16 protein-coding genes and 1 other RNA gene are annotated in these 18,200 nt (G+C 47.2%); 2 read left to right on the top strand and 15 right to left on the bottom strand.

Annotation, left to right across the window (positions count from 1 at the left end; all coding sequences use genetic code 11):
* Positions 1-9 precede the first annotated feature (9 nt).
* The 6 genes from FQV30_RS07585 to FQV30_RS07560 form a co-directional block, all read right to left on the bottom strand.
* Positions 10-1,146: a THUMP domain-containing class I SAM-dependent RNA methyltransferase gene (locus tag FQV30_RS07585; protein WP_146499484.1), complete on the bottom strand. Its 1,137-nt coding sequence runs from the start codon at positions 1,144-1,146 to the stop codon at positions 10-12.
* Positions 1,147-1,279: 133 nt separating this feature from the next.
* Positions 1,280-1,659, bottom strand: an RNA gene (gene rnpB, locus FQV30_RS07580) — RNase P RNA component class B.
* A gap of 48 nt (positions 1,660-1,707) precedes the next feature.
* The gene (gpsB, locus tag FQV30_RS07575) at positions 1,708-2,001 is read right to left on the bottom strand and encodes a cell division regulator GpsB (RefSeq protein WP_146499483.1); all 294 of its coding nucleotides are present in this window, start codon (positions 1,999-2,001) and stop codon (positions 1,708-1,710) included.
* Positions 2,002-2,153: 152 nt separating this feature from the next.
* Positions 2,154-3,401 carry a ribonuclease H-like domain-containing protein gene (locus FQV30_RS07570; protein WP_146499482.1) on the bottom strand — a complete coding sequence of 416 codons (1,248 nt, stop codon included), beginning with the start codon at positions 3,399-3,401 and terminating at the stop codon, positions 2,154-2,156.
* A 6-nt stretch (positions 3,402-3,407) separates the two neighbouring features.
* Positions 3,408-5,678 carry a DEAD/DEAH box helicase gene (locus tag FQV30_RS07565; RefSeq protein WP_146499481.1) on the bottom strand — a complete coding sequence of 757 codons (2,271 nt, stop codon included), beginning with the start codon at positions 5,676-5,678 and terminating at the stop codon, positions 3,408-3,410.
* On the bottom strand, positions 5,671-6,039 hold the full coding sequence (locus FQV30_RS07560) for a YppE family protein (RefSeq protein WP_146499480.1): 369 nt from the start codon (positions 6,037-6,039) through the stop codon (positions 5,671-5,673). The genes FQV30_RS07565 and FQV30_RS07560 overlap by 8 nt, the downstream gene beginning before the upstream one ends.
* Positions 6,040-6,229: 190 nt before the next feature.
* Between FQV30_RS07560 and recU the strand changes: the two genes are divergently transcribed.
* Together recU and FQV30_RS07550 are read left to right on the top strand one after the other, a co-directional pair.
* A complete protein-coding gene (recU, locus tag FQV30_RS07555) occupies positions 6,230-6,826 on the top strand; it encodes a Holliday junction resolvase RecU (RefSeq protein ID WP_146499479.1) in 597 nt (198 codons plus the stop codon).
* Between the two features lie 33 nt (positions 6,827-6,859).
* Positions 6,860-9,670: a penicillin-binding protein 1A gene (locus FQV30_RS07550; RefSeq protein ID WP_146499478.1), complete on the top strand. Its 2,811-nt coding sequence runs from the start codon at positions 6,860-6,862 to the stop codon at positions 9,668-9,670.
* Between the two features lie 93 nt (positions 9,671-9,763).
* On the opposite strand, the gene FQV30_RS07545 is transcribed toward FQV30_RS07550, so the two are convergent.
* The 9 genes from FQV30_RS07545 to panD form a co-directional block, all read right to left on the bottom strand.
* A complete protein-coding gene (locus FQV30_RS07545; RefSeq protein ID WP_146499477.1) occupies positions 9,764-10,114 on the bottom strand; it encodes a YpoC family protein in 351 nt (116 codons plus the stop codon).
* Positions 10,089-10,769, bottom strand: coding sequence for an endonuclease III (nth, locus tag FQV30_RS07540; protein WP_146499476.1), 681 nt, complete (start codon positions 10,767-10,769; stop codon positions 10,089-10,091). Before nth ends, FQV30_RS07545 begins: the two co-directional genes overlap by 26 nt.
* 12 nt (positions 10,770-10,781) lie before the next feature.
* Positions 10,782-11,483, bottom strand: a complete 702-nt coding sequence (locus FQV30_RS07535; RefSeq protein ID WP_146499475.1) for a DnaD domain-containing protein — start codon at positions 11,481-11,483, stop codon at positions 10,782-10,784.
* 138 nt (positions 11,484-11,621) lie between these two features.
* Positions 11,622-12,917 carry an asparagine--tRNA ligase gene (gene asnS / locus FQV30_RS07530; protein ID WP_146499474.1) on the bottom strand — a complete coding sequence of 432 codons (1,296 nt, stop codon included), beginning with the start codon at positions 12,915-12,917 and terminating at the stop codon, positions 11,622-11,624.
* 24 nt (positions 12,918-12,941) lie between these two features.
* Positions 12,942-14,132, bottom strand: a complete 1,191-nt coding sequence (locus FQV30_RS07525) for a pyridoxal phosphate-dependent aminotransferase (RefSeq protein WP_146499473.1) — start codon at positions 14,130-14,132, stop codon at positions 12,942-12,944.
* Between the two features lie 15 nt (positions 14,133-14,147).
* Positions 14,148-14,567: a cell wall elongation regulator TseB-like domain-containing protein gene (locus tag FQV30_RS07520; RefSeq protein ID WP_255473348.1), complete on the bottom strand. Its 420-nt coding sequence runs from the start codon at positions 14,565-14,567 to the stop codon at positions 14,148-14,150.
* A gap of 65 nt (positions 14,568-14,632) precedes the next feature.
* Complete coding sequence (locus FQV30_RS07515; RefSeq protein ID WP_146497661.1) at positions 14,633-14,803, bottom strand: YpmA family protein; 171 nt, start codon at positions 14,801-14,803, stop codon at positions 14,633-14,635.
* Between the two features lie 81 nt (positions 14,804-14,884).
* Positions 14,885-17,644 carry an ATP-dependent DNA helicase DinG gene (gene dinG / locus FQV30_RS07510; RefSeq protein WP_186725547.1) on the bottom strand — a complete coding sequence of 920 codons (2,760 nt, stop codon included), beginning with the start codon at positions 17,642-17,644 and terminating at the stop codon, positions 14,885-14,887.
* Positions 17,645-17,816: 172 nt separating this feature from the next.
* Positions 17,817-18,200, bottom strand: coding sequence for an aspartate 1-decarboxylase (panD, locus tag FQV30_RS07505; RefSeq protein WP_146499470.1), 384 nt, complete (start codon positions 18,198-18,200; stop codon positions 17,817-17,819).

Raw genomic sequence — 18,200 nt, 5'->3', positions numbered from 1 at the left:
GTTCTCTAGTCATTTATTTTTTGGGCTTTCTCCCCAGAATTGAAACAGATCTGTCCGGATAAAACCATTGAATAGTTTTCGTTTTTTTGTGGCTGGCTGGCCGTAAAGTGTTTCGAACTTCTCCATAGAAGACAGCATATAGACGGACCAAGTCGGATGTTTTGAGAACACGCGCCCCATATCCTGAATCATTTCCTGAATGGCTTCAATCTCACCGATCCGCTCTCCATACGGCGGGTTGCCGATAATGACGCCATTTTCTTCCTGCGCAGTAAAGTCTTTCACTTGCCGCTGTTTGAATGAAATCAAATCAGCAAAACCAGCTTCCAGCGCATTTTCTTCAGCAATTTTCACCATGCGGTGATCAATATCCGTACCAAGAATATTTAGCGGTTGGTCATAATTTGCCAATTCCTCCGCTTCGTTCCGGGCATCTTCCCAAATTTGCGGCTTGATCCAGGGCCATGCTTCACTGTCGAATTCACGGTTGAAGCCAGGCGCTATGTTTTGGCCGATCATTGCCGCTTCGATCGCAATGGTGCCTGATCCGCAAAACGGGTCTACAAATGGACGGTCCGGAGTCCAGCGGGACAGTTTAACAAGAGCCGCTGCCAGTGTTTCTTTCAACGGAGCTTCTCCCTGGTCGAGGCGATAGCCGCGTTTATGCAAGCCGGCACCGCTCGTATCGATCGACAATTGGACTTTGTCCTTTAAAATGGAAACTTCTATTTTAAAGCGGGGTCCCGATTCATCAAGAAACGAATTACGGAAGTAAGCTTTTTTCAACCGTTCGACAATCGCTTTTTTGACGATCGACTGGCAGTTCGGCACACTATGGAGCGTTGATTTTACGGATTTTCCAGATACGGGAAACTCCGCATCGACTGGAAGGAATTTTTCCCATTCAATCGCTTTTGTCTTTTCAAACAGCTCATCGAACGTATATGCATCGAATTCACCGGCGATGACTTTTACCCGGTCCGCTGTGCGAAGCCAAAGATTCGCTTTAACGATCGCCTTCTCGTCTCCTTCAAAAAAGACTTTTCCGTTTTCGGTCTGGGTTTCAAAGCCCAGCGCTTTCACTTCGTCAGCAACGATCGACTCAAGGCCCATTGCCGCAGTAGCAAGTAATTTGAATGTAGCCATAATAACGCCCTTTCTTGGTGCATGCCATATTATTTTAGTTTTTATTAGCAGCTGGCAATCTGCGATCAGTTATCATAATGAAGAAAAGCTCTCCTAAAGGAGAGCCTTTTTATCAGTTTAAAACCAGAAGAAATTCTATAAGCCATGTTTTGTTTCCACGTACTCAAGCAGTTTGCACCTCGTACTAGTGGACGGCAACCATCTATCTGCGGGTTTCTCTCCCGCCTCTTCCTCAGTTGAATTCCTTCAGAAAAGTGCCCCTACCATAATTTGGGTTTCTCACTCGCGGGGTTTACCTCGTTCCACCTGCACAATTTCTCATGCAGCTCCGTCACTGTGGCACCTTCAGGGTATTTCGGCCATATCCGAAGACTTAGGCGTTCTACCCGCCGTCAGCTGAAAACAGCTGCCCCAGCTTATTGTTTCGCTGAGCGCGATCACTACGGCCGTCTCAGGTCCGTGTGAGCATGGACTTTCCTCTCCGGCGAGAAGCCGGAGCGATTGCCAGAATTTCAAATGGCTTTACTAGTATACGTTATTTCAGTAAAGAAAACAACTATATTAGTCGTTATGCAGTTTGTTTCCGAAAACATGGTTCTCTAAATGAGACAGCCGGCGCAGAATGTCGAAGTTGGTTGTGCCCGGCACTGGAGACGCTTGTTTTCTTGGCATCTCTTCGATTTCAGCTCGCAGGCGCTTGTTTTCGTTCTGGAGCTGCTCGATTTTTTTAGAGAAGATTTCATAGTCCTGGATGATTTCATCTAAAAAATGATCCACTTCATCCTGGTTGTAACCGCGCATGCCTGTTTTAAAATCTTTCTCCAGTATGTCTTTTGCTGTAAATTTAGTTTCCATTTAATATCGTCCTTCCATAGGGTGAAACTTCAACTCGCGAATGGCTTTCCGCAAATTGTTAGTTCAATCAACCGTTATTTATCAAATCAATTATCAGTCAAACGAAAAAACCTGTCTTACACTAAGTATAGCATAAGGCAGGTTTTTCATGTCTATATCTTGTTAACTTGGGGATGATTTTTTGCCTTTTTCTCCTCCAAGCGCCGCTGCCTTTTTTGGAGATCCAAAATCAGCGAATTGCGGACTTTCGTATGCTCGCTCGCCTCTTTTGCAAATCCCGTCATGATGATCGCCTGATCCAAATCGCCGATCTGGTGTTCATACAATTTTGCCGCATGGATCCACGCTTCGACTTCGATGGTCCCGCGCAAATGAGGGGCCGCTTCCTTAAAAAGCCGGACCGCTTCAAGCGGATGGCCGCCCCTCTTTTTCTGGATGGCCAGCAAATACCGGGCTAGAGCCGCTTGGGCCCCGCGCTGTCCGGTCACATGTTCCAAGTAAATCGCGCTTTGGTCAAACTGCTTCAAGTCGGCATACCATTTTCCGATATTCGTATACGCTCCGCTTGTCTCCGACACAAAATCTTCCATCAGCAAATCGGAGGATAGAACATAAAGCGAAACCAACGATAAAATATCCAATTCATTATGGAACAGCACTTTTTCCAATGCTTCCGGAAAACCGCTTTTCACTGCATCCAGATAGATGGCAGGGATCAAGTAGCCCGGCACATCGCCTTCCCGCTTCAATCCCAATTTTTCCTCTTCGATGGTGCTCAATTTCATTCGCTCAAGCTCGTTTTTCCATATGCGTTTCGTGCCATGGAACAAATCGATCTGGCGGGGAGCGGGAAGCTTGGGCAGCACATTGCGATGCATAGTCCACCTCGACATCAACTGTGGCCAATCGAAACTTTTCCCGTTATATGAAAAGATGATGGGATTTTCGTCTTTCCATAAACCTGTTTCATATAAAAAAGCAGCTTCATGCGACGGGTCCGGCATGATGTACTGCGTCATCTCAAAGCAGTCTTCCCTTTTTACAAGCAGCCCAATCAGGAAAATATATGCACCCGTCCCGCTCAATCCTGTCGTCTCGGTATCAAAAAAGACGATCGGATCGTCTGCGGACAGTTTAAAGGGATGGTCAAAAGGGGCGTCCCCCCATGCTGCCAGAACCCTGTCCAGCTGTCCCAGCTCCACATTCCCATGAACCATATCCAGCGGATAGCGGATTTTCTTCCGGAACACAAAGCCAAATTTGTTTTCCTTGAGCTCCAAGCCGATTCTGTTCCATTTGTCTTCATGCACTGGGCGATCAGCCGTTTTCGCTTTTTGCTTTTTTGCCGGTTCTTTTTTCAGCAAGCCTTTCATCTGGAGCAATTTGCTTTCAAATGACATGTCCACTCACCCCTCATTGCGAAGATCATTCAATAATTGAATGACATGGCCTTTCATGCTGATAGCGGCATCCTGGGCGCCGATGCAGGACGGACAACCATCCAGGCACGGGCATTCTGAAACGTGCTGCTGTGCTTTGTCGAGCAGCGGCTGCCATAAATCGTAGATCCGCTCGCTTATGCCGATGCCTCCGGGATAAGAATCGTGGATGAAAAACGAAGGCAAGTCGTTGTGCGGCGACTTCACTTGCGGCACGACATGCACATCCCTTCGGTCGCATTGCACAAAAATCGGGATAAACGATTCGATGGCATAGGCGGCACCTGTCATCGTATCAGACAATTCGGCTTCGCTGAAATTCTCCGGACGGGCAAAACTGAGCCAAGTCGAACTTGTATGAAGCTCTTCTGCTGGCAACGAAATAGGTCCTGAACCGATGTTGTCATGCGTATCAAAACGGATTTTCTTAAAAATTGTCGGCATCGCCAGGACAGCAATATCTCCGAAGTGAACATAAGCATCGTGGAATTCCCGCGTTTTGTCTTCACTCATCACTTTCAGCTCGACCGCCAAATTGGCATCGGTAAAGTAATCCACATCCACTTCTGTGACATACGCTTTTTTCTCCTCCCAATCGAGGATCTCCACCTGGAATTGCGTGCCTTGATGAAGATAGATCGCTTCTTCGTGCAGCAGGGTCATGGCGCTGAACCGGTCCATCTCCCCGATCACACGCGTGTCGGCCGGAACGGATTGGTCAATGATCACAACATTTTCCTGTGTTGCCGAGCGCAGTGAAATATCATGGGCCGGAAAGCGGTCGCTCATCCAATGCCAACGGTCTGAAGTCCGAACGAGCACCCCTTGTTCCTGCAAATATTCCAGAAGCTCCTGCACTTCGAATTCGCCGTATTGATCATCGGTTGTAAACGGAAGTTCAAACGATGCACATTTCAAATGGTCCATCAATATAATGATATTTTCCGGGTGGATGCGCGCTTCTTCCGGAGACTGATCCAACAAGTATTCAGGATGGTTGATAATGTATTGATCAAGCGCTGTTGACTGCGCCACATAAACGACGAGTGATTCATCCTGCCTTCTTCCCGCTCGCCCCGCTTGCTGCCAGGCGCTTGCTATGTTGCCCGGATAGCCGGTCATGATGCACGCCTGGAGCTGTCCGATATCGACCCCAAGTTCCAATGCATTGGTGGATACCACGCATTGAATCGTCCCATCACGGAGGCCCTTTTCGATTGCACGGCGTTCAGATGGCAGATAGCCGCCACGGTATCCTTTGATCGACTCGTCCTGCAGTTTCATCTTCGTGACTGCCTGCAAATAGGTGACCAGCATCTCGACCCGCACACGGCTTTTGGCAAAAACAATCGTCTGAATGCCCTGCTTGATCAGGTGGGTCGCCAAGTCCCGAACCTCAAGAATGGCGCTTCGCCGAACGCCGAACGTTGGATGGATGATTGGCGGGTTGTAGAAGACAATATGCTTTTTGCCGCTCGGCGCGCCGTTTTCGTCAATCAGCACATGATCCGTGTTTGTCAGTTTTTCGGCCAGTTCCTTAGGATTAGCAATCGTGGCGGATGTGCAAATGAACACCGGATTGCTGCCATAGAATTCGCAGATGCGCTTCAGGCGGCGGATAACATGGCTTACATGCGTTCCGAAAACGCCTTTGTAAGTGTGAAGCTCATCAATTACTATATAATGAAGATTTTCAAAAAGGGAAACCCATTTGGTATGGTGCGGCAGTATCGCAGAGTGGAGCATATCCGGATTGGTCATGACAATCTGGCCCGCTTTCCGCACTTTTGTGCGGATTGCCGGAGAAGTATCGCCGTCATACGTATAGGACAAAATCGATTGTTCTGTTTTCTCGATCAAATCGTGCAAATCGCTTTTCTGGTCTTGCGCGAGCGCTTTGGTCGGGAACAAGTACAACGCCCGGGCGCCTGGATCGTTCAGGATCGCATGGAGCACCGGCAAATGGTAGCAATAGGATTTCCCTGATGCGGTCGGTGTAACGGCTGTAAACGACTTGCCGGCGGCGGCCAAATCAAATGCCTCGCGCTGATGCGTGTACAGCTTTTCAATCCCCTTTTTCCGGAGTGCTTCTTTCAGGCTGGCGTGCATTTGAGGAGGATGTTCGGCATATTTTGCCGGTTTTTCTTTCATCGTGTGCCAATGGACAATCCGTTCCATCATATCCGGCTCCGTTTTCCATTCATTCATCAACTGGGGTAAGGTCTTCCGTCTAATCATGGCTTCCCGCTCTTTCATCAATTGCATTTATAAATGTTTGAAGCGTATATTGTGCCGATTGGATGCTTTGGATAAAGCGTTTTTTGCTTGTCTCTTTATAAAAACTTTGGACAAAGAATTGCGCCATGCCTTCTGCAGCCGTGTCGATTTGCGGTTTATGGACATATTTCGGCCGTTCTTTTTGAATATAGGACAGCGATTCCTGCTGCCATTCATTTATCTTTTCGTGCCAATAATCAGCATATGGTTTTACATCGTCATAGAAATCCGGGACCGCGTCGCGTTCGCGCATATCGTAGAAGCGGTCCAGACATTTTCCGCATTCATCATATAATACGGAAGAGAGTTCTCGGACTGTCATTTTTTCATCCCCTCCATTGCTTTAAGTTTATCATATTAGCAAAAACGAGACGAACTTTATCGAACAGACATTCTTTTCAGTTGGAAAGTAAAGATGAATCCAGTATCATAGGTCTAGTGATTTTGAAACCTTTCTGCACAGGCATCGTCTAAATGCGTGTGATATGATAAAGTAAGCGAGGTGTATCACAATGGCCATCAACTATCCGAACGGAAAAAAATTCGTTCCATCAAATAAAATGCCGGCAGCAAAAAAGAAAAAGGATTTTTCTTTCAGCAATCGGGGTAAGACATTAGAGGATGAGTTGAACGAAACAAACGAATATTATTTGCAGCTGGGTCTTGCTTTGATCCATAAAAAACCGGTCCCAGTGCAAATCGTCAAAGTCGAGTATCCTTCCAGAAGTGCGGCGGTGATTCGGGAAGCTTATTTCAGAACCCCTTCCACAACGGATTACAACGGCGTTTGGAACGGAAGATACATCGATTTTGAAGCTAAGGAGACGGAGAATAGAACTTCCTTTCCGTTGAAGAATATTCATGAACATCAAATCCACCATATGTCACAAGTAGTCAAGCAAAATGGCATAGCGTTTCTGATTCTCCGTTTTTCATCCCTGCAGCGTTATTTTGTAATGCGTTTTGAATCATTGGAAATCTTTTGGGACCGGATGCTAGCCGGCGGCCGAAAGTCAATTACGTTGCAAGAAGTTGAAGAAACCTCTTTCGAGATTGCACCCGGAGCTTTTCCTCCCATTGATTACCTGCCCATTCTACAAAAGCTTTGACCGAGTCATATTTATGAAAGTGAGGAACCGATTGTGAGCGAAAAACCAATTTCGCGCGAACAGCGCAGAAAAGCAATCGAACAACAAAAGAAAAAGACCAGCAAGAAAAAGCAGAAGCCAGGAACTTCCTGGATCAAACGAATCTTTACAGCACTTGTTTTGATCGGATTGATCGGATTTATATGCGGAGCCGGGCTGTTCGCTTATTATGCAAGCAGCGCGCCGGAAATTGATGAAGAGTTGCTGAGAGACCCTATCACCCCAACTTTTTTAGCTGCTGACGGCGAAACGGAAATCCCTTATATAACCACTGAAAACCGGACTTATATCAACTATGAGGATATTCCGAAAGAGATGGAAGATGCTATCTTGGCAACTGAGGACAACCGATTCTACAAGCATTCCGGCATCGATGTGATCCGGCTCGGAGGCGCAGTTGTCGCCAACATAACCGGTGGATTCGGTTCTCAGGGAGCGAGTACAATCACACAGCAAGTGATCAAGAACTCGTTTCTATCCAATGATAAAACGTTGAAGCGAAAAGCCCAGGAAGCTTATTTGGCTTATAAGCTTGAGCAAAAGTACGAAAAAGAAGAAATTTTCGAGATGTACTTCAATAAAATCTTGATGTCCGGCAATATCTACGGCTTCGGAACGGCAGCCGAATATTTCTTTGGAAAACCGCTTAACGAATTGGAACTGCATGAAATGGCCATGTTGGCCGGAATGCCTCAAAGCCCTAACGGCTACAACCCTTTCAAAAATCCTGAGCGGGCAGAAACAAGACGAAATGTTGTTTTGAGCCTGATGGAACAGCATGGCAAAATTACCACAGCCGAGAAAGAGGAAGCCCAAGCAGTGCCTATTGAAGATTCGCTGCTAAAAGAAGAGGACCGCCAGCAAACCGCAGCGACCGGGGAGTATACAGCTTTCATGGAAATGGTGGAAGACGAGCTTGAATCGCTTGATGGAGACATTTCTCTGGATGAGGGGCTGACCGTCTATACGACGCTGGACCCATCAGTACAAAAAGCGGTAAACGAAGCCATGTCCTCTGATCTGTTTTTCGACGAAGATGTGGAATCCGCGATGACGATTGTCGATACAGAAACTGGCGGCATCCGCGCTATCGGGGCTGGCCGTGATTACAGCGGTGATGTCCGGAGAAACTATGCAGTTTCCAAAGACCGTGTTATCGGGTCGACGATCAAACCTTTGCTTGACTACGGTCCCGCAATCGAATTTCTGAATTGGTCGACCGGCCAAACGCTTGTCGACGAACCATATGAATACGAAAGCGGCCAGGAAATCCGGAATGTCGATGGAGATTTCCTTGGACCAATGACTGTCCGTGAAGCTTTATATCGCTCACGCAATATTCCGGCAGTCAAAACCTTGCAAGAAGTAGGATTTGATGAGGCTTCGGAATTCACGAAAAGATTAGGCTTGGATTTCGGCGGAATTTATGAGTCTGCTTCTCTTGGCTCACCGGAAAAGAACATTTCGACGGTCGAAATGGCCGGCGCCTTTGCTGCTTTTGGAAATGGAGGGGAATTTACAGAACCCCATACCATTACAAAAATCGTTTTCCGCGATGGCACAACCGAACAAGTCGTCCAACCGGAACCGGTGGAAGCGATGAAGGACAGTACCGCCTATATGGTGACCGATATGCTGCGTGATGTTGTCGACCCGAGCATAGCAGGCGCCACAGGAAAAGAAGCAGCTATTAGCGGCCTGGACCTGGCAGGCAAAACAGGAACTTCCAACTATACAGCAGATGAAATCAGCGATTACAATCTGGATGCATCTTCTGCACCGGATGTTTGGTTTGCCGGCTATACAACCGATTATTCCATTTCTGTCTGGAGCGGCTACCCTTCCCGTAAATATGCGATAGATACCGGGTCTGACGAACGCTTGCTGGCTCAACGCCTTTTCAAACAGGTGATGTCAGAAATTTCAAGCTCAGACACTGAAGGTTTCCAGCAGCCTGATTCAGTAGTTGAAAAAACAATAGAGAGAGGCACCTCTCCTCTTAAATTGGCGAGCGACTACACGCCATACAGTTTGAGAAGAACCGAATTGTTTGTACGCGGCGAAGAGCCGACCCAAATATCCGAAACATATGTACAGGAAGAGTTGGATGCCCCTTCCGGATTGCGCGCTGATGTTGAAGGGCAGTCCGCCGCTCTAACTTGGACATATGGCGGCGATGCAGATGTCGCATTTGAAGTTGCGGTAAACGGGTCAGTCTTAACCACGACAAGCGGCACCAACTATACTTTCAATGGCCTTGAGCAAGGGACTTCCTACACATTCAGCGTAACGGCTGTAACCGATGATCAGCGAAGCGATCCAGCTTCCGTCACTGTGGAACTTGCCGCTTCCGAGGAACCGGTCGAAGAGGAACCGGCCGAAGAGGAACCGGTTGAAGAAGAACCGGTTGAAGAAGAACCGGCTGAGGAAGAACCGGCCGAAGAAGAGCCGGCCGAAGAAGAGCCGGCCGAGGAAGAACCGGTCGAAGAAGAACCGGCCGAAGAAGAGCCGGCCGAAGAAGAGCCGGCCGAGGAAGAGCCGGCCGAAGAAGATGGAACTGCATCCCGCAGAGGCCAAACTGACACCCCAGTTCAAAATGAAGAAGAAAATGATAATAATAGCAATGAAAATAGCAATCAAGGAAATGGAGACCAAGGCAGTGGCAATCAAGGAAATGGAAATGGAGACCAAGGCAGTGGCAACCAAGGAAATGGAAATGAGGACCAAGGCAGTGGCAACCAAGGAAATGGGAATGAGGACCAAGGCAGTGGCAACCAAGGAAATGGGAATGGGAACGGAAATTAAAGTCCCCTTCTCCGTTTCTCTACCAATTTCATAGGTCTCTTTTCCGGCCTATAAAAAGCCCCCGCATCAGCGATATTGCTGATGCGGGGGCTTTTATGTTTTCTCTTCGGCCCTTTTCAGTTGGACACGCTTTGATGCTATTCCCTTCTTCATCTCTTTGAAAAGCTCATCAAGTTGGCGGAAAGCAGCAAAGCTGCCTGGATTGGACTCAATGAAAGCCAAACGTTCTTCCCCGTTCACGGGCATCAATGCTTGTCCATTGGAAGCCGATTCCGGTTTGTTGCAATGGGCAAGCAGCTTCCTGTATAGAAGAATGCCTGCTTCCACCTCGTTTTTGGGTTGTTTGCGCTGCTTATGCAATTCAGAAATGACGGGCGACCTGTTTTCCCACTCGCTAAAAAACGGATCTATAAGTTCTTTAGTTAACCTTAGTGACAACTTCACGTTTAACAAGTCCCTTTTTATCACGCTTTTTCCCTTCCCTGCACCGGTCAAAAAGCGGACAGATATGGCAGCCGGGATTTTGTGCCTTGCAGTGGTAACGGCCAAAGAAAATGATTTGATGGTGCGTTTTCGACCAATTTTCCTTCGATGTCTTTTTCATGATTGTCTCTTCCACTTGCAGAGGCGTATCTTTCCAGCGGTTCATGCCTAACCGTTTTGCTACACGCTCGACATGGGTGTCCACGGCGAGCGCCGGTATATCAAAAGCCACTGATACGACAACGTTGGCTGTCTTGCGGCCTACACCAGGAAGCGTCATCAAGAGATCCCGGTCTGCCGGCACTTGGCTTTCGTATTGGTCTATGAGTATCCGGCTAAGCGCCTGTATGTTTTTCGCTTTATTGCGGTAAAGTCCGATGGAACGGATATCTTGTTCCAATTCCTCCAAAGGAACCGCTGCATAATCTTCCGGCACTGCGTACTTTTGAAAAAGTGTCGCAGTCACCCGGTTTACCAGTTTGTCTGTACATTGTGCAGACAACAACGTGGCAATCAATAAATCGAAAGGATTTCTATGAACAAGTTCGCAATGGGCGTCCGGAAACATATGATCCATTTCTTCGAGGCAATGGTGCCATTCTTTTCTCGTCATCAAACCGATCACCTTCTAGTTGCGGTCCTCCAGCCAATTGTAAAATTGCACTTTTTTTGCCGAATTTCCTGCGGGCTGGATCCGTATATTTTTTTCTCTGAAAGATGTTGCATGTTTGGATACTTCTGTTTTCGTTTTGATGTTTTTCTTTTTCCACTCAAATAAAATCCGGTCTACGTAACGCAGACTGATTTTTTGAGAGATGACCGCTTCTTTCAGGGCCATGCGTATAATCGCAGGCGTATGTCCGTCCTGGTCCATCCACATGGATATTGTCTCGATTTCCATCGGCGAAAGGAAACGGCCGAATTCCTGTTCAAACAACTGGAAGATTTCTCCTTCCATTTCCTGTTGGGAGTTTTCTTTTTCTTGGTCCTGCTCTTTGAATACACAGTCGAGCAGCCTGTCCCAAAGCGGCTGCAGCGAAATCTTTTCGTTCAGCACTTCTTCTATTGTTTCTTGTTGAATGGCTAAATAGCCTTGCTGCATCAATTTTTGCAGCATTGTCGTGACATTTAATTGCGAAGTCATCATGCGTGCGCCTATTTCATCAGGGGTGGGGAATTGATTTCCTTGCTGTTGAAACGCGTGTATGTGCATAAGCAACATCGCTTCTTCGTCCGTGATCTTCAATTCCTTATAGAATTGAAAAAAAAGCTGGGAAATGTGAACATTTCCCTGCTCGATCCAGGTCTGCAGTCGATTCGGCTGTTGCATATCCCAACCACCTTTCTATTCGTTTCTGCGCCGGGCGGTAACCCGGTAATGCCGGCCAATGATGCAGGAGTTCCACAAAACGGCCGCTCTTCGTTTTAAACTGAAACCGTTTTGCGGTTCAGCCCTGAAGTGAACTAATTATGGATAAAGACGGTTCAACAGTCGTGGGAATGGAATGGATTCGCGAACGTGCTCGGCTCCGCTGATCCACGCCACAGTGCGCTCAAGCCCAAGCCCGAAGCCTGAATGCGGGACAGCTCCATATTTGCTGAGTTCCAAATACCATGCATACGCCTGCTCGTCTAAATTGTGCTCATTTATGCGTTGTTTCATCAATTCAAAATCGTGGATCCGTTCAGAACCGCCGATGATTTCCCCGTATCCTTCCGGGGCGATCAAATCTGCACACAGGACGACATCATTGCGCTCAGGGTGCGGCTGCATGTAAAACGGTTTGATGCCGATCGGGTAATTGACGATAAAGACCGGCATATCGTGATTTTCAGCAATCGCCGTTTCATGCGGAGCGCCAAAATCATCTCCCCATTTAATGTCGTCATAACCGTTGTCATTCAACCATTTGATGGCGTCATCATATGAAATGCGCGGGAATGGTGCTTTTATTTTTTCAAGTTTCGTTGTATCTCTTTCTAAACGCTCCAGCTCCAACGCACAGTTTTTCAAGACCGATTGGACAATATGCGAGACGAACTGCTCCTGCACTTCCAGGCTTTCTTCATGTTCAACAAAAGCCATTTCCGGTTCGATCATCCAGAATTCGATCAAATGGCGGCGTGTCTTGGATTTTTCCGCGCGGAAAGTCGGGCCGAAAGAAAATACTTTCCCAAGTGCCATTGCAGCAGCTTCCATATAAAGCTGACCAGACTGCGATAAGAACGCGTCTTCATCGAAATACTTTGTTGCAAATAGCTCGGAAGTTCCTTCAGGTGCTGAACCTGTAAGAATCGGCGGATCCACTTTGACAAACCCATTGTCGTTGAAAAACTCGTACGTTGCTCGGATGATTTCATTGCGGATCTTCATGATGGCATGCTGTTTTCTTGATCGAAGCCATAAGTGGCGGTTGTCCATTAAAAATTCTGTGCCGTGCTCTTTTGGTGTGATAGGGAAATCAGTCGCAACATGAAGCACTTCGATGCCTGTGACCTGAAGCTCGTAACCGAATGATGAACGCTCGTCTTCTTTCACTTCGCCCGTCACATAAAGGGATGTTTCCTGAGTCAGCCCTTTCGCGGTTGCAAACAGTTCTTCCCCCACCTCCGCTTTCACAACTACGCCTTGTACAAAACCTGTACCATCGCGAAGTTGAAGAAAAGCGATTTTTCCGCTTGAGCGCTTGTTCGCTACCCAAGCGCCTAATTTGATTGTTTGTCCGTTATATTTTGCCATTTCGGCAATTGTTATCTTTTTCATACTAGCCTCCAAAAAATAATCTTCTTAGTCTTGCCATTTTGATGCAACAAATTTATCGATACGGGCAACCGCTTCTGTCAGCGCTTCTAGGGAAGTTGCGTATGACAAACGGATTGTCGACGGAGCGCCGAATCCGGAACCCGGGATGACTGCGACATTCGCTTCTGTCAAAAGCGCCGTCGCAAATTCATCAACAGAGGAATAGCCGGTTTTTTCCGCTGCCTCTGCCACTTCCGGCAGCAAGTAAAACGCCCCTTCCGGACGAATTACGTTAAAGCCCGGGATTGCCGCGACTTTCGGGAAAATAGCTTCCAGCCGCTCTTCAAAAGCCTGGCGCATTTCTTCCACCGCGTCTTGCGGTCCATTGTACGCTTCAATTGCTGCATATTGTGAAGTCGTCGTCGGATTTGATGTGGAATGGCTAGCCAGATCAGTCATCGCTTTGATGATTTTCGCATCGCCTGCAGCATAACCGATTCGCCAGCCCGTCATGGAATGGGATTTTGATACACCATTGATGATGATTGTCCGTTTTTTGGCGTCTTCTGACAGTTCTGCTACTGAGGTATGGACTGCTTCGCCGTAGATCAGTTTCTCATAAATTTCGTCGGAGACAATCAGAATATCCGCCTCGCGGCAAACTTCCGCAAGCTCTGCCAACTCTTCTTTTGTATAAAGCATGCCTGTCGGATTGCTCGGTGAATTGATGATCACGGCTTTTGTGCGTTCGGTTATTGCATCCCGCAATTGTTCGGCAGTTATTTTGTATGATTGGCTGGATGTCGCTTCTATGTATACCGGAACCCCTTGCGCCAATTTCACTTGTTCCGGATAGCTGACCCAATATGGGATCGGGATGATCACTTCATCGCCTTCATTAAGCAAAACCTGGAATAACGTGTATAGTACGTGTTTCGCACCAATCCCGACCATGATTTCTTTTGGTTCATAGGCTAAATTCTGGTCCTGCTTCAGCTTGTTGATAATCGCTTCTTTCAAAGCAGGCAGGCCGCCTGAAGGTGTATATTTCGTCTTGCCGTCTTTCATGGACTGATAAGCAGCAGTTAAAATGTTTTCCGGAGTATTGTAGTCTGGCTCTCCCGCTCCCAAGCCAATGACGTCAACTCCTGCAGCTTTCAGTTCGTTCGCTTTTGCCGTAATGGCCAAAGTTGTAGAAGGTGTTAAAGTTTGGACGCGCCCTGCTAAGTTGATCAAATATTATCAGCCCTTTCACAAATTCAAAATACGTTTCCACCAAGTTCCATCTTTTGCTAGAATATAAACGTAATTCAATTGCTCTTCCTCATTTATAAAAGCAATTTCCCAAACCGGGCCATCGCTTTCCATTCCCAATTTCGTATGCAAAATATCTTTGACTTCCATCTCTTTCAGCGCGATTTCGCGCGCTTCTTGGGCAGTTATTTTATCTTCAAGGCTGATCGCCTCTATTTTGCCCTTTCCTGATGGAACGAAGGCCGCTTTGGCCTTGCCTTCTGCATCTGTGCCTATGACGGTGACAGAGAGCTGCTTGTTCGAATAAACATATGTCCGGTCGATATCCGCAAGCAGATTCTCGCTTTCCACGCGTTCCACAGCTTCTTTTTCAGCTGCAGAAAATGGCTTATTGCCCGTGAAAATGATTAAAATCATCAGCGCGACCGCCAAAAAAGAGAGAAAGCCCGATATAAATATAACCCATTGCTTCATTTGATCACCTAAGTCTTATAAATTGTGAAAACCGCTTTTGTCTGGTCTTCTTTATCAAGCGCCAAGCCAAACATCAAATTATTGTGCTTCAATGTCCGGTTCAAGGCGTCCACTACTTTATACAAATCCTCTTGGTACGTTACATTCACGGTAGTAAGAACTTCAATTTTGGATTCCATATGTGACCTTCCCTTCGCTTTTTCGCCTAAAGAAATAATTCGGCAGCTTCCCGCTTGCACTCTTTTTTCTTTGCCAAACTATCATTGCTTATTATACCAATCTTCAATATCCGTTACCATCTTTTCTAAGGACACTTTTGAGACTTTCACTTTTGGCAAGGCGCTTAGAAATTCCTTGCCATATGACTTCGTCTCAATCCGGCGGTCCAACACAATGAACAGCCCTTTGTCGTTTTTCGACCGGATCAGCCGCCCGAATCCTTGGCGAAGCCTCAACACGGCTTCCGGCAGCGCATACTGAAGAAATGGATTGACCCCTTCTTTTGCGATTGCTTCAGTTCTTGCTTTGAAGATCGGCTCATCCGGCGACGTGAATGGCAGACGAACGACGACTACAGCACGCAGCGCGTCCCCCGGCACGTCCACTCCTTCCCAGAAACTGTTCGTGCCAAACAAAACGGATTTCTGGAAACGCTGGAACGACTTCAGCAGCCTTAACCGGCTGCCGGAAGAAATACCTTGGGCAAACAGCATATAATCATCCAACAGGCCGGTATCTTGAATCAGCTCTACCGTTTTGCGCAGCATGTCCTGGGATGTGAACAACACAAAACAGCGACCTTCCGTAACAAGCACCGTCTGGACGACAGCATCAGCGACCGACTCGATGTATTCGCTCTGGGAAACTTGTTGGATATCCGGCATATCATCGACGACAAAAACGCGGGCCCCTTGGTAGAAATCTTTCGGCGGATCGAATTTGGAAATGGGAACATTCCGTGGAATGCCGAGCTGATTGACGATAAACCGTTCGTTCGAAGGCACGCTCATCGTTCCAGACAACCAGACAACCGCTTTTGTTCCACGAACTGGGCCGATGACGTTTTCAACAAGCGAAGTCACTTCAAACGGACGTTTGTAGAACGATAAGCTGTTAGGCAGACTTCTTAAATCGCCTTCGATCCAACTGACTTCATCAGCCAGCGGGAAAACGAAAATTTCGCTGAATTCGACTGCTTTCAACATCAGCTCTTCTGTCCAATGGCGCCAATCGGTCAGGATGATCCGGTCACTGACTGTTTTTTCCGTAAGACGGTCCGCTTTTTGCAAAATAAGCTGCGACAAATCGATCCATTCGTTCAAATAGCGCAGCATATCAAAAAACCGGTCTTTGTTGATGTCCAATTCACTCAATAATGAAGAGCATTTTTGATGCCGGCTGTTTCTGAACTTCTCGGAAAAACTGGCTGACAAAATGGCGCTGACTTCATCGAACAATGCCACAAACTTGATGAACAGCGACTCTAATTTCAATAGTTCCGGCACTGTTGAAAATCCGGTACGGTCCGCTGCTTCATAGAGTTTTGAAAACAGCTGCTGTTCATCGTACAGCCCGAGCTGGCCAAAAATATATTTCCATTGGGTATAAACGAATGTTTTTTCGTGCTGAGCGACGGCGGCTTGGACCACTTGGTGGGCTTCATCCCAAATAAAGGCGCCGACATTCTCCAGAACAGCCGGGTTAGGCACCCGTTGATTCAATAAGAAAGCATGATTGGTTACGATAATATGCGCTTCTTTGGCTTGCATCAAGGCGTTTTCGTAATAATCATACCGTTTTTCAGGCGGCGTCAGCCTCCTAAGATGCGAACGCCGGATTTTATCGAGCAAAAACTGGCCGCCGCTTGAGACATTCAGTTCATTCAAATCGCCTGTTTCTGTGGAAGTCAACCATATTAAAACTTGCATGATGGTAAATGTTTCATCATAGGATTCATCATCCCCTTGCAACAATTCTGCAAACCGGGTCAGGTCAATATAATGGCCCAGCCCTTTGATCAGTGCAATGCGAAGCGGCGCCCCGATGGCTCTTTCAACGATTTTCCCTTCATTTTGCAGCAATTGGTCTTGCAGGTGGGTCGTATAGGTACTGACAACAACTTGCTTGTTTGTCGCAAAGGCGAATTCTGCTGCCGGCAGCAAATATGCAATCGTCTTGCCCATGCCGGTCGATGCTTCGATAACCATTTCCCCGTTTTCAAACAGGGTGTTTTGAATGGAATTCATCATATCTATTTGGCTTTTACGGCGCTCAAAATTGGGGAACGCTCGTTCGAGCCGATTTTGCCAGTCCCCCGATGGCACTTCCACAGGAGCTGTGTTTGAAATTCTGTTTTTGATTTTTAGCGGAATGCCATTAAAGCGGTCGAACAAATCGGGCTGCGCATTTCTTTTTTTCTGCATCATCTCAAACACCAAGCGGGACAGATCGGACTTTAACTGGAACGACCGCTTATGCAAAAGCGACAGCGTATCGTAAGGAAGCCTTCCCATATCTTCCTTGGCGCGGAGGAACAAATGGGCTGTGGCTATTGCATCTTCATCTGCACGATGTGCGCTTGTCAGCGGAATGCCAAGTTCCGCTGCGATATCCTGCAATTTATAGCTGAACGCTGTCGGGTACATCAGGCGCGTAAGCTCGACTGTGTCCATAGCAAGGCCATGCCATTTCGGCAGCCCGCTCCTTTTCAGTTCAGCCTGCAAAAAAGTCAAGTCGAAATTGGTATTATGCGCCACAAAGATGGCGTCCTGCAATTTTTCGAAGATCGTTTCGGCAAAATCTTCAAAAGGCGGAGCAGTTGCCACGTCCTTATCCGAGATATTCGTCAAATCTTGAATAAACACCGGAATTTTTTTCCCAGGATTGATAAACTTCATATATGTATCAACAATAACACCTTTTTCAATCGTCACGAGCGCTATTTGAATAATCCGGTCACCTTTTGCAGGGGAATGTCCCGTTGTTTCAATATCGACAACAACATATTTTTGCGTATTCATCAAAATCCCTCTTTCTAAGGTGAATCTCTCGTAAAAATTGTACCATATCGTTCAGCCTTCCGTCTTTTAACGGCAAGACTAATTCACCCATGCCTTTGCGTTCAGCCATAAAAATGTCACGGACCGCTTATGGAAGACCAACAAAAAAGCCTCCAAACATGGAGGCGCATTCTTACATGATGGTTGCTTCAGGTTCATAATGGATAATTTCCCGAATCGTATTGTCTTCATTCATGATGGCGACAGTCGGTTTATGGCTGGGCGCGTTCTCATCCATAACATAGCCATACGTCAGCACGATGACAATGTCTCCTTTTTGGACAAGGCGAGCCGCTGCGCCGTTCACACATATCACGCCGCTTCCCCGTTCCCCCGCAATGATATACGTCTCAAACCGGGCGCCGTTGTTGTTGTTGACCACATGGACTTTCTCGTTCGGCAGCATGCCCGCTGCATCCAGTAAATCTTGGTCAATCGTGATGCTTCCGACATAGTTAAGGTCGGCTTGTGTTACAGTCGCACGATGGAGTTTGGCATTTAGCATCATTCGCAGCAT

The sequence above is a fragment of the Planomicrobium sp. CPCC 101110 genome (genome assembly GCF_007859395.1).
In the GTDB taxonomy this organism is placed as follows: Bacteria; Bacillota; Bacilli; order Bacillales_A; family Planococcaceae; genus Planococcus.
Note: the sequence above shows the minus strand (reverse complement) of the source record. Positions and strands in the feature narration are given on the sequence as shown.